The following is a 12,261-nucleotide window of genomic DNA, read 5'->3' as shown; positions in this document are numbered from 1 at the left end:
CGGGTGAATGAACGCGGCTTTGTGCTTTTATGTATTATCTAATATGTATTTAGGGGCGATTAGGTTTCGCTTCTCGCCCCAAACTTTCTTTTTAGAGGACTATAGTAAAAACATATATCAAAGAAAGAAGAGGATCGAATATGCAGAGAGCAAAGAATTATATGAACGCATACGTAAGTTATGCAAAATCAGAAAGAGAAAAGTTCGAGGTAATGAAAGGCAGTAATATGTATTCACAGGAGTATTTGTTGGATGCAGAAAAGAAGATGAACCAAAAACTTGAAAGTAAACGGCAGGAATACATTAAAGGCATTAATGAGGTTATAGACGGAAAGCTTGCTGACATCACAAAACCGGATACAAGTAGCGTAGAGTATCAGACAGTAGTTTCTAACATTTTTACAAAGATGCAACTTATCGGAAGAGGGCTGACACCTAAACTGTTAAACGAGATAGTAGCACCGGCAATTGAGAAGCAGGATAACAGTACCATAGAATCAGTTAGAAGCTTTATAATGGGTATTGCGGACTTTCCAGGTGGGGCTCCAGTGAAAAGATCTTTACTGGAAAGCTTGCCAAGAGTGGTAAACCAATCTGAGTTATTAGAGAATGCAAGAGCTGAAATTAATAGAACCTTCAGCAGCAGCTATGGTGCTGGAGATATAATTAGCGGTATAGCAATCCACTACTTAGAACAGAGCGGAGTATTCAAACTGTAAGGAGAGGTGATGGTAAAATGATAACAACCTCTGAGCTATATAAAAGCTACATTGGGCTACCAAACAGAGAGTTTGAAGCGCAGGCTATCATAGGTGGTCTAGTGTATGGCAGTGATGAGGTAGTAGAATTCACTGTTGAAGATATGATTACTGGTGGGGATGAGCTAACTATCGGCACAGTCATACCTGCTAAGCTAAGTATGAAGCTAAAAACAGCAAGCGTAATATCTACTAATGCGAAGATAGTTCCCGAGATTAGGCTTAATGGTAGTGGGGGCTATACAGAATGGATTCCTATGGGCGAGTTCTATATTGATGCAAGAAAATATCAAAATGGCGTCTGGAGCTTTGAATGTGTAGATAAACTCATAACAACAGAACAGCCATACATATCTAGCTTAACGTATCCAGTGTCGATGGCTTCAGTTTTTGATGAGATATGCACTATACTGGGCATTGATTCCGATGTAGTAATTAATCCTGCTTTCCAGATCCCGTATAAGGATGAGACTATAAGCATTAGAGAAATGTTGTCCTGCATTGCATCAGCTCATAGTGCTAACATAAAGCTGAATAGAGCTGGGGAATTGATATTTGTACCTCTCACAACAAGCTTACCTGTTGCAACCATAACAGCATCCAGCTATATACGAGCAGAACAAACAAATCCTCAGAAAACTTATACTAAGCTTCAGGTAGTACATAATGCAGAAGGAGAGGTATTGGAACTTGGTACCGGAACTGATGACAATACATTGAAGTTTGAGAATCGGTTCATGTTCTTAGAGCAGAGCCAGTTCAGTAATGCGTTTTCTGTCGTGGATGGGCTTTCTTATGTTCCGTTCAATATGAGCTGGCGTGGTAGACCAGATCTGGAGACAGGGGATGCCATAAAAATAGTTTTACTTGATACAACAGAGATCACAAGCATACTTGCCGTTAACAAAATCAGCTTCAAAGGTGGTTTGCTTCAACAGAGCTCGGCACCTTCCAAAAGTGAGCAGCAAAGTGAATTCAAGTTTCAAGGATCCCTTACAAAGCAAATGGCACAACGAGTTGTAAAAGATCAAGTGTATAATGGTGCCAGCTTTGGACCCGGTTACGGGCTAAAGGTTGAACGTTCTGACGGAAAAGCTCATGTTCTTGCAAACGCGATAGAAGGAATAAGCATATATTCAAATTCTGGAAGCGGTCTTGAAAGGAATTTTTTCGTTGATACTGACGGAAGAATAAAGGCTAAAAATATTGACATCGAAGGCTCTGGAACATTTGGCGGAAATATAACGGCTGCAAACGTAACTATGCACAATGGATCCGGCACGGGAAGCCTTAACTTTAATCTTGGACCCGATCAATATATAGTATTGAAAACAGCTTATACAACAAATGGCAATACTTTAATAATAGGCAAATCCGGTATAGTTGGTGGAACACCTGCAAAAATGGAACGTATAGATTTTATGGCGGGTACTTTGTACGTGTATGATAATTTATACGTTGCAAACAATGTAACCTGTCTTAAAATTAATGGTGTTGATTCTACAGAGTACTTACATAGCAAAAACCTGACAATTAGTGACGAAATAGACCATACAACAATGTCATTTTTTGAGAATGAAACATTTAGATACAATGCTCCAATGGAAACAATGTATGGTTTAGGGAATCACGACTATTCAAATGCAAACGTAACTGGGGTAATTCCTGTAATGACTCAAGCTGAGGCTGCCGCAAAAACTGATTGGCTACCAAATCAATTGGTAATTGTTATTGACGGCGAGTAAGAAGGAGGATTCGAAATGGCACAAATTCTAAATAGATGGAATGGAACTGACTGGGTTCCGGTTTCGGTTTCAAATGTAAATGATGCAATTAAAACTTGGGATGCAGCAGCTATAACTGAACTTGAAGCCCTTGAGGCAACTTTAAAAGCGGACTATAACAGATATCTTGATTCATTAGCAGCTTATGTTGCAAGGGTGAAGGCCATTAATGACGCAAGGCAGAGCTTTTTTAAGATTATTCAGATTAGTGCGGCAGCTTCAATTAAGAATCAAGCTGCAAAATATATTCTTGATAATGGTGGATCTCTTATGCCTTCAATTCACATTGTGAATTCTTGCGATTCAGACAAACTACTCAACAGAAAGCAGCCATAATATACTGGCAAGCACAAAGCCCTTTACACTAGCTAGCGAATATATAGGACTTAAAACAAAGAAAGGTGGATTAACCATGGCTAAAGTATGGAGCACTTTAACAGACGGATATAGCAATGAGGATCAACTTACAATTCCTTTTATCAATGGAGTTGGATGGGTTCGAGATGGCGTACATATGAACCAGCTAGAAGCATGGTATGGGTATCATGTTGATAGGTCAACAGACGAGCAGCCGGATGCATTAGATAGAGCCACAAAGGCAGAAACAACGGCATTATGTGCCCAGTATTCTATTGACATGTCCAATAAGCCAAAATGGACAATTATAGCTGAATTAAGAGCCGCTATTGGGGTTGTTGCCCCAGCAGCTACTGAGTTTAAATACGGCTATGATTTAAACAGATGGCTGGAAGCTCATGAGCTAAAAGAGTAAACACAATGCCCTATACACTGGCTAACTAGTGTATAGGGCTAAAACAAAGAAAGGTGATTTAGATGGCACAACTTACATTGAAACAAAGAATATTTGTAGATGAGTACCTGATAGATTTAAACGCCACTCAGGCGGCGATTAGGGCGGGGTATTCTAAAAAGACGGCTTATAGAACTGGAGCCGACAACCTCATAAAACCTCAAATCCAAGCACAAATTCAAAAACGGATGAAAGACAGAGAAGAAAGAACAGAGATAACGCAGGATTTTGTCCTGCGAGAGCTGTATGCAATAGCAAATGCTAATGGTGCCGACTTCGCTAAAGTTGTTAAAAAGTCAATCACGCAGCCTGTGCTTGATGATGAAGGTAGCGTTATTCAAAAAGAGGAGTTCTATAATGTTGTAGAGATAGAACCAACAGACGAAATTCCAGATGAAAAGAAAAAAGCTATCGCAGGAATTAAGCAGGGCAAGCATGGAATTGAAGTAAATACCTGTGACAAGATAAGGGCTTTGGAACTGCTCGGAAGGCATCTAGGAATGTTTACGGATAAAGTGAAGGTAGATGTCGGTAGCGGTTTTGATATGCTAGAATCAATCATGATTCAGTTGAAGGAATGAAGCTGAGCTCAAATTTGAGCTCTGGTAATAGACGGCAAATCAGAATACGTTGATTATGCTGGGTAGTATTCGAGGAACTCCTGCCCTAGTTTTTATGGGCTGTAAATCAGGAGGGGTTAAATGAGTAATGAAGAAATAGTATTGGCTTATCAGACGGCAACAACGGACACTGACAAGATTAAAGCAATTAATGATCTGACAGAAGCAAATATAAAGTTACTGCATTACTTTGCTAATAGATCAGGGGGAACAGTGATAAGTGCCTGTGGTGACGTAATAACCTACGAAGATCTAATTCAAGAGTCATGGATTGCTTTACTTGGAGCAGCTAAAAGCTTTAAACCGGATAAGGGTGCATTGTTTACAACATGGGCGTCCCATTATATTAAGAACAGAATCAAACGGCACATTGGTGATTACACGCCAAAAGTAACCACGATTAGTACCAATACACCTGTAGAGCCTGACAGTGATATAACCTATGAGGATATGATACCAGATTCAGAAGCGGAAAAGAGATTCTGGAACTATATACACAATAAAGAGTTACGGTTTGAGCTTGAGCAAGTCATGAGTGGTCATCTGACAGAGCAACAGCAGGAAATAATAAAAATGTTCTATGGGTGGAATGGTTATGAATACACATTTGCACATATAGCTGGTATATACTCATGTAGCAGCGAAAACATACGGCAAATACACAACAAAGCACTACGCCAAATAAGGAAATCAGAATGGGGTCAGAGGATGCTTGCAGAGCACGAGGCTGAGATTCGGTCAAAGAAATATAACGTTAGAAGGGGAAAGGCTGTAGATATGGCAATCTTAGATGATTATTACAAGTTTGCGTATTGAAACTAGTGTGTTATAATTGGGCTTATAGGGGTGAAGTGATATGGATCGGTACATACCTGTGGAATGGTTAGTCAATAAAGACAACGATCACAAAATACGTGAGATACTCAACAAAAGATACTTTACTGATGTGGTACTTGTAAATGACCCACGACCGACAGCAGAGGAAATAGCACAGGAGCTGCAGGATATCGGTGAAACTATCATAGCTCAAAAGGTATTAGAAGGATATTTTTACGCAGACGCATAAAGGGAAGCACTCTTTAACAGGGTGCTTTTTTAGTGCTTATCTGATGAATTAATAGAATGCTTGAAAATAAAGGCTTCAACCATGTCACCTTTGAGAAACGGCGGTATTAAATCGGGGCTCAAATTTGAGCTACGTGAAATAGACTTGGTTGCTTCGTCCGTTTTAAGGACACCTCTTTTTCGCTCAACCCATATTTGGGGTAAGTGTTAATTTTTGAAATCACTCAGTCCAAATTTGGATTGAGTACCTGATAGCGTCACCATATCTTGCGGCGGCTGTACCAGTACAATCTTTTCTTTAACTAAACGCAAATTTGCGTTGAGCATCTACACCACAATCTACTGAGCCGAAATTTGGGCCGAGCATCTACACATCTACTGAGCTGAAATTTTAGCCCTGTGGCAAAAAAAAAAAGAAGGAGCAGATCGCTCTGCCCCTTATGACTTATTTTTTATTTAGTTCTTCTAGTTCTTTAATCTCTTTTCTGGCCTGAAATACATAATCAGTGATGATATCTGTAAACGTCTTGTATCTTGAAAACTCATATACTATAGCAAATTTAGCATCTTCACTACTATCAGAATACTTGTGGAAATACTCTTCTGTAAGCTCTTGTAAGACCACAAAAGCCTTTTCTAACCTATCCGACACTCTCCAAAGTCTTCTTTCAGTATCTACGGTGTTTTCAGTTTTTAATTTTTCCATATACCTTAACCTCGCTTTCTAATATATATAGTAAATATTCTAGGCTTTTGTTATATCTTGCCAAAGGTTCACATAATGCAATTATGACTACTATTTGACTACTGTAAATACAAAAAGATATTTAGAATTACCTAGAAACTCATGCAGTTCATTAGTAACTTAACTGCGTCTGAAAATCCCTGGCTATATGCTGTATCTGTGACCTCTGCTTCAACATCAGCAACCTTATTACATATTTCAGATTTAAGCTTTGGATCGTTTGAAAGTTTATTATGAATCTCTTCTATGTAGTTATTATATTTCTTGTTGCTCTTTAACTTTTCACCGATATCCTCGTATACATCTTCCATGCTCCTGCTTGTTATTAGGTCAAATAAACTTGTTTCTTTACTCATAATATTATCCATCCTTTCAAGATTAATTTTTATTTGCCTTGAAAGAGCTAATTAATGTATAATAATTGTGTCCTGCCCTGTCAAGGGTGGTACAGTGCCGGGTATTCTCTGCCATGTGAGAGTGGAAGAGAATATCCGTTTCTTAATTTTCACTTTTTCTGATTCATTTCATTAAGTATCATATTGCCGAAAATCTCTACCAAAGGCTGATGGTATTCGTCTTCATCAACCTCTTTTTCACCGATGGCTTTCTCGCCCAACTTCTGGCCTGTTTTTCTGTCAATTGTGATTTGAATAATGTGAACTTTCATAAGTAGCCTCCACTATGCTGACTGGTCAGACTTGAATAAATACTTTGATTAGTCATAAGAACCCTCCTAAAAATTTATTTGGTTTGCTCTGACTATTGATGTTATACTAATTATAACATGACACGTCATGACACGTCAATACGAATTATGAATAAACTTGATTAATAATTACTTTTCATGTATAATGTAATTAGAGGTGGTTTGATGGATAGTAAAAGGGCACCATATGCAACCAAAATACTTAAAGAGTACAAAGAGCTCATGCAGGAATTATCTACGGAAACGAGAATCCCACAAAGTAAACTGCTAGATGAAGCTATCGAGGATTTATTAAAGAAATACGGAAAAATAAAAGACACCTGATTGGTGTCTTTTTATCTTAGAAGTTGTTGTGCTTTTTTTGTTATAATAGAGAAAAAGAAGAGGAGATGGTTTTCAGATGGAATCAATTTATTGTTCAGCCATCAAAGAGGATGTAGTAGTGCATAAAATAAAAGGGAACTATTCTTGTACAGCTGGCAGGAGAGCCGAAAATTACAGAAGGTGCAGGGATGAGATACAATGCAAGTGTATAGTAGGCAATAATGGAAAGTTCAACCCATTTGAGCCTAAAAAGCCTTAATAGTGATGGGCTGAATTATCATGGTAAGGGTTTATTGTCGGTATGGGTAAGGGTTTTTTCTACCGACATTTCTACCGACAGCTTTTATAGAAAATGACCAATTTTAATCAACCATCACAAATTGTTGATGTCTCAGAAGCCGCTTATATCAATCGTTGCAAATCAGCACAAATTTTTATAAATCGTGCTTTATGGGTCTGCAAAACCTTTATCCCCCAGTTCAAATCTGGGTGGCGCCTCCAAAAGAGAATCCTCAAAAGGCTTAAATTCAAGACTTTTGAGGATTTTTATTTTACCGGGAGGTTTTATCAACTCAGTAAATTTCGGTGGGTTTTATTTTAGTCAAGTCAAAGGAATATGATTTTTATAATTGAGAAAAATATTTGTTGATCGTTGATTTGCGTTTTGTTATTATAAATTTCATAACTATCAAATATCATAAAGTTATTGACGTTTTGTGTTAATTAGAATATCATAATAGTATAAAGGTTAGTTTTTTAGAGGGGAGGCTTAGTTATGAAAACGTTATCTGCTAAGAAGTTAGCTGAAACAGTGACAAAGCTTAGAGAGGAAAAAGGACTTACTAAAGAGGAATTAGGAACTTTGACAGGCATAAATAGAATTATGATTGGCCGTATCGAACGTGAAGATTTTGTACCATCTATTGTTCAATTTGAGGCGCTAGGTAATGTTCTTGGGTTCGATGTTTCAAATATGTTTGTTGAAAAAGAAACAACCAACTCTTTTATTGCGCTTAGAAGCGAAACGATAAATGACACTGAAAAAGAAGGCGTGGACAGACTCTTTAAGATGATGATAGCACTGAGGCAACAAATTATTTTAAGGAGAAAATACGAAAATGAATCAATCCATAATGCTTAATGAATGTCAAATTGATGAAATACGAAAACTTGCAAAAGCTAAGCGCCAGTCTTTAAGCATAATCGGTGAAATCCCAATTGCTAATGATATTTTTACAATCTTGGAGCAGCTGAATATTAAATTGCTGGAGTATCCCATTCAATCAGAAGGTGATGGGCTAGCTTTTTCTGCTGCGATTATGTGTTCTGAAGAGGATGGGGAAGAACTGGTATTTATTGGGCTAAATACAGCAGACTATTTTGATAAACAGATATTTGCTATAGCACATGAATTATTTCACTATTTTACCAAAACAGCATCCCATTTAAGTCGATTAGGTGATATAGAAAATACCTTAATTGAAGCAAAAGCTAATCGATTTGCTGCTGAATTCTTATTTCCGGAAGCGGCATTAAAAAGTATAATTCTTGATGAATTTAAAACTTCAAAATTAGAAAAAGTGGCAGAGAAAACGATTCTAAGATTTATTGCAAGACTTCAATGTACATGGTGGTTACCTTATCATTCAATAGTTAAAAGGTTACATGAAATTGGCGCCATTTCAGAAGAACAATACGGAAAATTATACGGTATTGATGAAAGAGATTTGTATTCAGAATATGGTAAGATGGGAATGGCTTTTAATGAGGAAGTTTTCAAAAAACTTAATAGTAAAACAAATTCAATTGGTACTTCGATGAGGGATATAGATATTATTATCAGGAACTTTGAGGACGGATTAATTAATGAGGATAAGTTAACTGTTACTTTAGGTCTTTTTAATAAATCACCTGATGATTTTGGATATAGAGTAAATGTGTCAAATGAAGATGAAGAAGAATTTGATGCTTTCTTTTCTGGGGGAAGCTCCGATGAAGATTAATTTAACGGAAGTGAATCCTTCTCTAAAAAGTATTTTCAATAATCCAAATCAAATTATAACCCTCGATGCAAACTTTCTGATTCCACCTGATCGAAGTAGGATTACTAAAAGAGGTTTTGATTTTCCTTTATTTAAGAAAGTATGGCTTGATCCGATTTTTACAGCGTTTCCGAAGATTGCAATTCATGAGGCTGTTTATGATGAATTAGTTATTACTTCTCTTCGCGAATATGTAGAAATGTTGAAAGTTGAAAATCCCCCAAAAATTATAATTCATTCTGACTCGGAATTGACAGCTGTCGAGAAAAATCTTCGTGATTCAATCGAAGATAAAATTTACCCACATACAAATTACGATCCTAAATTAGACAATAAAGATGACCGTGGGGAGGTAAAATCGCTTTCATATATTGCAGTAAAAGGGCTTTTGTATTTTGCAGCGCATGATAATAATGCATTGCAGCTCATTGAAAAGGCAGAGCAATGGTCTACTGGACTGGATAATGTGAAAGCGATTCAGATGTATGAGCTTATATTTTATTTATACACCAAAAATCTGGGAGATAAAGATTCATTAAGAATGCTTTATAAATATCAGTACTACTTAACAGATCATGAAAAGAGGACAAACCCTGAGTGGGGTGAGTTTACTAGTACAATGGGAAGTCTATACAAATGAGATCATAGCTTAATCATAATGAAACGAGTCATTACGCCCAAGTTATAGAGAGCTGCTGCATTTTACCAGCTCTATCTTTTCTTCTACACCTGCTATAATGTTGGATTTGGACTAATCGATTCCTGTATAGGTAAAGGATATAAACAACTATATGTAAAAGAGTAAAATAAGTTAGGGGAATCAATATCCCCTAGCTTATTTTATTGTTTTTACATTTTTTATTGACAGTAACATCTATAGGTAGTAGACTGTGAATATAGCACTTATGGGTATTGTATATTAAATTTAAATGAAAGGAAAATGTACTATGGAAAATTCCCAAATAGCCAAGATAATTAAGGAAGAGCTCTTGAAGGCAGAAGAAAGAATTATTCAAAGGTTGACTTCAGATGAACCACCACAGCAAAGCGATCCATCCACCAGTCCCCGTAAACCTCTACCTGGAAACGATAATTACGCGAAGGCTTTGGCATCTTACTTAAATGGTGGAACTCACTCTGGTACAGCTAAAGAACTCGGTGTCAGTATGGCACAAGTCAAAAAGTATTACAATTGGCTTGTTAAACACGGATATCTCGAAGTAGAGAATGCTGAGTTATCCGAAGTTGAACAGCATGTAGTTAACTGCATTTACAAAAAGAAAATGTCCCTACGTGAAACGGCACAAGAACTCGAGTGCTCTGTTAGTAACGTTACTTTTCGTAGGGATAGCGCCATTCGAAAGGGATATGTGCCAGAAGAACCAGACGCTAAAAAATAAGAAACCCTCTATCGGTGTTTACTGACCTATCAATTCACTACCACAACGGTTAGTGCGGCGGGGGTCATTACGATCCCCAGCGCATGATTTCCATAATTGCTGTTGGTATGCTTTTTGACCTGCGTTGAGATTGTTGATCCCGACGGGTATATAAGGGCGAAAAGTTGAATACTGTAATATTTTGTGATACGATAATTCTGTAAAAAAGAACATATTCAAAGAATGTGAGGAAACTATAATGACGGACATTTATAGTAGCAAACAGACAACTATCAATATATCAGAAAAATCAAATATGATTTGGAACAATGCCAACCACCTTGTTGGTTTATATAAACCCCATGAATATGGAAAAGTAATTTTGCCAATGACTGTAATCAAGCGTTTTCATGATACTTTACTCCCTACTAGAGACAAGGTTTTAGAAACCTATGAAAAGGTTAAAAACTTTGAGGTTAAGGAAGGATTCTTGGAAAGTGCTTCTGGATATAGCTTTTATAACACAAGCAAATTTACATTCGATTCTTTACTTTCAGATGCAGAGCATATTGAGGAAAATTTCCGTACATACTTAAATGGCTTTTCTGACAATGTGCATGACATATTAGCCAACTTTGAGTTCGATAAAGAAATAACCAAACTTGCCAACAATAATATTTTGTTTTTTATTATTCAGGAGTTTAATAAGAAGACAAGCTATTTGGGAGCAGATTTAATTACTTCTGTTGATATGGGTTATATATTTGAAGACCTTATCAAAACATTTTCTGAAACATATAACGAAGAAGCAGGAGCACATTTTACATCAAGAGATATTATCTATTTAATGACGGATTTGCTTATCTGTGATGAAAAGGATTCAATGCTTGAGAACGGTGTAGTAAAAACAGTATATGACCAAACAATGGGGACTTCACAGATGTTGGGTTGCATGGAAGAAAGACTACATGCTCTTGATGCTGATGCGGAAATCAGACTTTTCGGACAGGAATTTAACCCTGAAACCTATGCTATTGCAAAGGCTGATATGCTTATCCGTGGTGGCAATGCGGATAATATGAAATTTGGTGATACATTATCTGATGATAAGTTTAGCGGGTACACTTTTGATTATTGTATTTCAAATCCACCATTCGGCATAGATTGGAAACGTGAAGAAGAAGCTGTTAAAGCAGAAAACAAGCTTGGAGATAAAGGCAGATTTGGAGCAGGGCTACCTAAAATTTCTGATGGACAGATGTTATTTATGCTAAATGGTGTTTCTAAGCTGAAATCCACTGGAAAAATGGCTATTATACAGAATGGTTCTCCGCTCTTTTCTGGTGATGCAGGTAGTGGCGAAAGCGAAATTAGAAGGTATTTAATAGAAAATGATTGGATTGATGCAATTATTCAGCTTTCAACCGATACTTTCTACAACACAGGCATTACTACATATATTTGGATAATTACGAAAAACAAACCTGCTCATCGTGAGGGCAAAATTCAGCTTATTGATGCATCAAAAATGGCTGAGCAAAGAAGAAAATCTATTGGGAATAAGCGTTATGACATAACAGACGAATGCAGGGATCTTATAGTAACGGCTTATGGAGAATTTCTAAATAAAGTTTATACATTGGGTGACAAAACTTGTGAAAGCAAAGTAATTGATAATGTTGACCTTGGTTATCACAAAATAACTGTTGAAACTCCATTGTATGATGAAAATGGTAATATAGTCATAAAAAACAAAAAGCCAGTAGTAGACACAAGTAAGCGTGATACCGAAAATGTACCACTAACAGAGGATATTGATGTTTACTTTAAAAGAGAAGTTAATCCATATAACAAAGATGCCTTTATTGATAAGAGCAAAACAAAAGTTGGTTATGAAATCCCCTTCACAAGATATTTCTACAAATATTTAGCTCCTGAAAATAGTGAAGATATTGCTAAAAGAATCAGCACTCTTGAGACGGATATTACTAATTCATTGAAGAAATTGTTTAGAAGGACGGTGTAGA

17 protein-coding genes are annotated in these 12,261 nt (G+C 36.8%); 14 read left to right on the top strand and 3 right to left on the bottom strand.

Features of this window, described 5'->3' with window-relative positions; genetic code table 11:
• Positions 1–140 precede the first annotated feature (140 nt).
• From ACECE_RS0206780 to ACECE_RS0206750, 7 genes are all read left to right on the top strand, one after another.
• Entirely contained in the window at positions 141–719 is a 579-nt protein-coding gene (locus ACECE_RS0206780) for a hypothetical protein (RefSeq protein WP_010245870.1), read from the top strand.
• Positions 720–736: 17 nt separating this feature from the next.
• Complete coding sequence (locus tag ACECE_RS0206775; protein WP_010245867.1) at positions 737–2,503, top strand: hypothetical protein; 1,767 nt, start codon at positions 737–739, stop codon at positions 2,501–2,503.
• A gap of 15 nt (positions 2,504–2,518) precedes the next feature.
• Complete coding sequence (locus ACECE_RS0206770) at positions 2,519–2,878, top strand: hypothetical protein (RefSeq protein WP_010245864.1); 360 nt, start codon at positions 2,519–2,521, stop codon at positions 2,876–2,878.
• Between the two features lie 76 nt (positions 2,879–2,954).
• A complete protein-coding gene (locus ACECE_RS0206765; protein ID WP_010245861.1) occupies positions 2,955–3,314 on the top strand; it encodes a hypothetical protein in 360 nt (119 codons plus the stop codon).
• A 62-nt stretch (positions 3,315–3,376) separates the two neighbouring features.
• The gene (locus ACECE_RS0206760; RefSeq protein WP_010245857.1) at positions 3,377–3,934 is read left to right on the top strand and encodes a terminase small subunit; all 558 of its coding nucleotides are present in this window, start codon (positions 3,377–3,379) and stop codon (positions 3,932–3,934) included.
• A 120-nt stretch (positions 3,935–4,054) separates the two neighbouring features.
• A complete protein-coding gene (locus ACECE_RS0206755) occupies positions 4,055–4,789 on the top strand; it encodes a sigma-70 family RNA polymerase sigma factor (RefSeq protein WP_010245854.1) in 735 nt (244 codons plus the stop codon).
• A gap of 40 nt (positions 4,790–4,829) precedes the next feature.
• On the top strand, positions 4,830–5,039 hold the full coding sequence (locus ACECE_RS0206750) for a hypothetical protein (RefSeq protein ID WP_010245851.1): 210 nt from the start codon (positions 4,830–4,832) through the stop codon (positions 5,037–5,039).
• 444 nt (positions 5,040–5,483) lie between these two features.
• Here ACECE_RS0206750 and ACECE_RS0206745 read toward each other — a convergent pair whose 3' ends face one another.
• The 3 genes from ACECE_RS0206745 to ACECE_RS31005 form a co-directional block, all read right to left on the bottom strand.
• Complete coding sequence (locus ACECE_RS0206745; protein WP_010245848.1) at positions 5,484–5,744, bottom strand: hypothetical protein; 261 nt, start codon at positions 5,742–5,744, stop codon at positions 5,484–5,486.
• A 131-nt stretch (positions 5,745–5,875) separates the two neighbouring features.
• Positions 5,876–6,139, bottom strand: a complete 264-nt coding sequence (locus ACECE_RS0206740; RefSeq protein ID WP_010245845.1) for a hypothetical protein — start codon at positions 6,137–6,139, stop codon at positions 5,876–5,878.
• A 149-nt stretch (positions 6,140–6,288) separates the two neighbouring features.
• Entirely contained in the window at positions 6,289–6,450 is a 162-nt protein-coding gene (locus ACECE_RS31005) for a hypothetical protein (protein ID WP_162862500.1), read from the bottom strand.
• 204 nt (positions 6,451–6,654) lie between these two features.
• Here ACECE_RS31005 and ACECE_RS30035 point away from each other — a divergent pair, with 204 nt between their 5' ends.
• The 7 genes from ACECE_RS30035 to ACECE_RS0206700 all read left to right on the top strand — a co-directional run bounded on the left by ACECE_RS30035 (position 6,655) and on the right by ACECE_RS0206700 (position 12,260).
• Positions 6,655–6,813, top strand: a complete 159-nt coding sequence (locus tag ACECE_RS30035; protein WP_010245842.1) for a ribbon-helix-helix domain-containing protein — start codon at positions 6,655–6,657, stop codon at positions 6,811–6,813.
• A 76-nt stretch (positions 6,814–6,889) separates the two neighbouring features.
• Positions 6,890–7,072 (top strand): hypothetical protein, encoded by a 183-nt coding sequence (locus ACECE_RS0206725; RefSeq protein WP_010245839.1) that lies wholly within the window; start codon positions 6,890–6,892, stop codon positions 7,070–7,072.
• 516 nt (positions 7,073–7,588) lie between these two features.
• Positions 7,589–7,954 (top strand): helix-turn-helix transcriptional regulator, encoded by a 366-nt coding sequence (locus ACECE_RS0206720; RefSeq protein WP_010245836.1) that lies wholly within the window; start codon positions 7,589–7,591, stop codon positions 7,952–7,954.
• Positions 7,932–8,816, top strand: coding sequence for an ImmA/IrrE family metallo-endopeptidase (locus tag ACECE_RS0206715; protein WP_010245833.1), 885 nt, complete (start codon positions 7,932–7,934; stop codon positions 8,814–8,816). Before ACECE_RS0206720 ends, ACECE_RS0206715 begins: the two co-directional genes overlap by 23 nt.
• Positions 8,806–9,495: a hypothetical protein gene (locus tag ACECE_RS0206710; RefSeq protein ID WP_010245830.1), complete on the top strand. Its 690-nt coding sequence runs from the start codon at positions 8,806–8,808 to the stop codon at positions 9,493–9,495. Before ACECE_RS0206715 ends, ACECE_RS0206710 begins: the two co-directional genes overlap by 11 nt.
• A 289-nt stretch (positions 9,496–9,784) precedes the next feature.
• Positions 9,785–10,255, top strand: a complete 471-nt coding sequence (locus ACECE_RS0206705) for a sigma-70 family RNA polymerase sigma factor (protein WP_162862499.1) — start codon at positions 9,785–9,787, stop codon at positions 10,253–10,255.
• Between the two features lie 238 nt (positions 10,256–10,493).
• Positions 10,494–12,260 (top strand): type I restriction-modification system subunit M, encoded by a 1,767-nt coding sequence (locus ACECE_RS0206700; RefSeq protein WP_010245824.1) that lies wholly within the window; start codon positions 10,494–10,496, stop codon positions 12,258–12,260.
• Position 12,261: the final 1 nt, after the last annotated feature.

The sequence above is a fragment of the Acetivibrio cellulolyticus CD2 genome, from assembly GCF_000179595.2.
Taxonomy (GTDB): Bacteria; Bacillota; Clostridia; order Acetivibrionales; family Acetivibrionaceae; genus Acetivibrio; species Acetivibrio cellulolyticus.
Note: the sequence above shows the minus strand (reverse complement) of the source record. Positions and strands in the feature narration are given on the sequence as shown.

Bases quoted from the DNA above. Each gene is read 5' to 3' on its own strand.
- ACECE_RS0206760 (WP_010245857.1), top strand. From the start codon at position 3,377: ATGGCACAACTTACATTGAAACAAAGAATATTTGTAGATGAGTACCTG.
- ACECE_RS0206715 (WP_010245833.1), top strand. From the start codon at position 7,932: ATGAATCAATCCATAATGCTTAATGAATGTCAAATTGATGAAATACGA.
- ACECE_RS0206740 (WP_010245845.1), bottom strand. From the start codon at position 6,139: ATGAGTAAAGAAACAAGTTTATTTGACCTAATAACAAGCAGGAGCATG.
- ACECE_RS30035 (WP_010245842.1), top strand. From the start codon at position 6,655: ATGGATAGTAAAAGGGCACCATATGCAACCAAAATACTTAAAGAGTAC.
- ACECE_RS0206705 (WP_162862499.1), top strand. From the start codon at position 9,785: ATGAAAGGAAAATGTACTATGGAAAATTCCCAAATAGCCAAGATAATT.
- ACECE_RS0206710 (WP_010245830.1), top strand. From the start codon at position 8,806: ATGAAGATTAATTTAACGGAAGTGAATCCTTCTCTAAAAAGTATTTTC.
- ACECE_RS0206720 (WP_010245836.1), top strand. From the start codon at position 7,589: ATGAAAACGTTATCTGCTAAGAAGTTAGCTGAAACAGTGACAAAGCTT.
- ACECE_RS0206755 (WP_010245854.1), top strand. From the start codon at position 4,055: ATGAGTAATGAAGAAATAGTATTGGCTTATCAGACGGCAACAACGGAC.
- ACECE_RS0206750 (WP_010245851.1), top strand. From the start codon at position 4,830: ATGGATCGGTACATACCTGTGGAATGGTTAGTCAATAAAGACAACGAT.
- ACECE_RS0206780 (WP_010245870.1), top strand. From the start codon at position 141: ATGCAGAGAGCAAAGAATTATATGAACGCATACGTAAGTTATGCAAAA.
- ACECE_RS0206700 (WP_010245824.1), top strand. From the start codon at position 10,494: ATGACGGACATTTATAGTAGCAAACAGACAACTATCAATATATCAGAA.
- ACECE_RS0206765 (WP_010245861.1), top strand. From the start codon at position 2,955: ATGGCTAAAGTATGGAGCACTTTAACAGACGGATATAGCAATGAGGAT.
- ACECE_RS31005 (WP_162862500.1), bottom strand. From the start codon at position 6,450: ATGAAAGTTCACATTATTCAAATCACAATTGACAGAAAAACAGGCCAG.
- ACECE_RS0206725 (WP_010245839.1), top strand. From the start codon at position 6,890: ATGGAATCAATTTATTGTTCAGCCATCAAAGAGGATGTAGTAGTGCAT.
- ACECE_RS0206770 (WP_010245864.1), top strand. From the start codon at position 2,519: ATGGCACAAATTCTAAATAGATGGAATGGAACTGACTGGGTTCCGGTT.
- ACECE_RS0206775 (WP_010245867.1), top strand. From the start codon at position 737: ATGATAACAACCTCTGAGCTATATAAAAGCTACATTGGGCTACCAAAC.
- ACECE_RS0206745 (WP_010245848.1), bottom strand. From the start codon at position 5,744: ATGGAAAAATTAAAAACTGAAAACACCGTAGATACTGAAAGAAGACTT.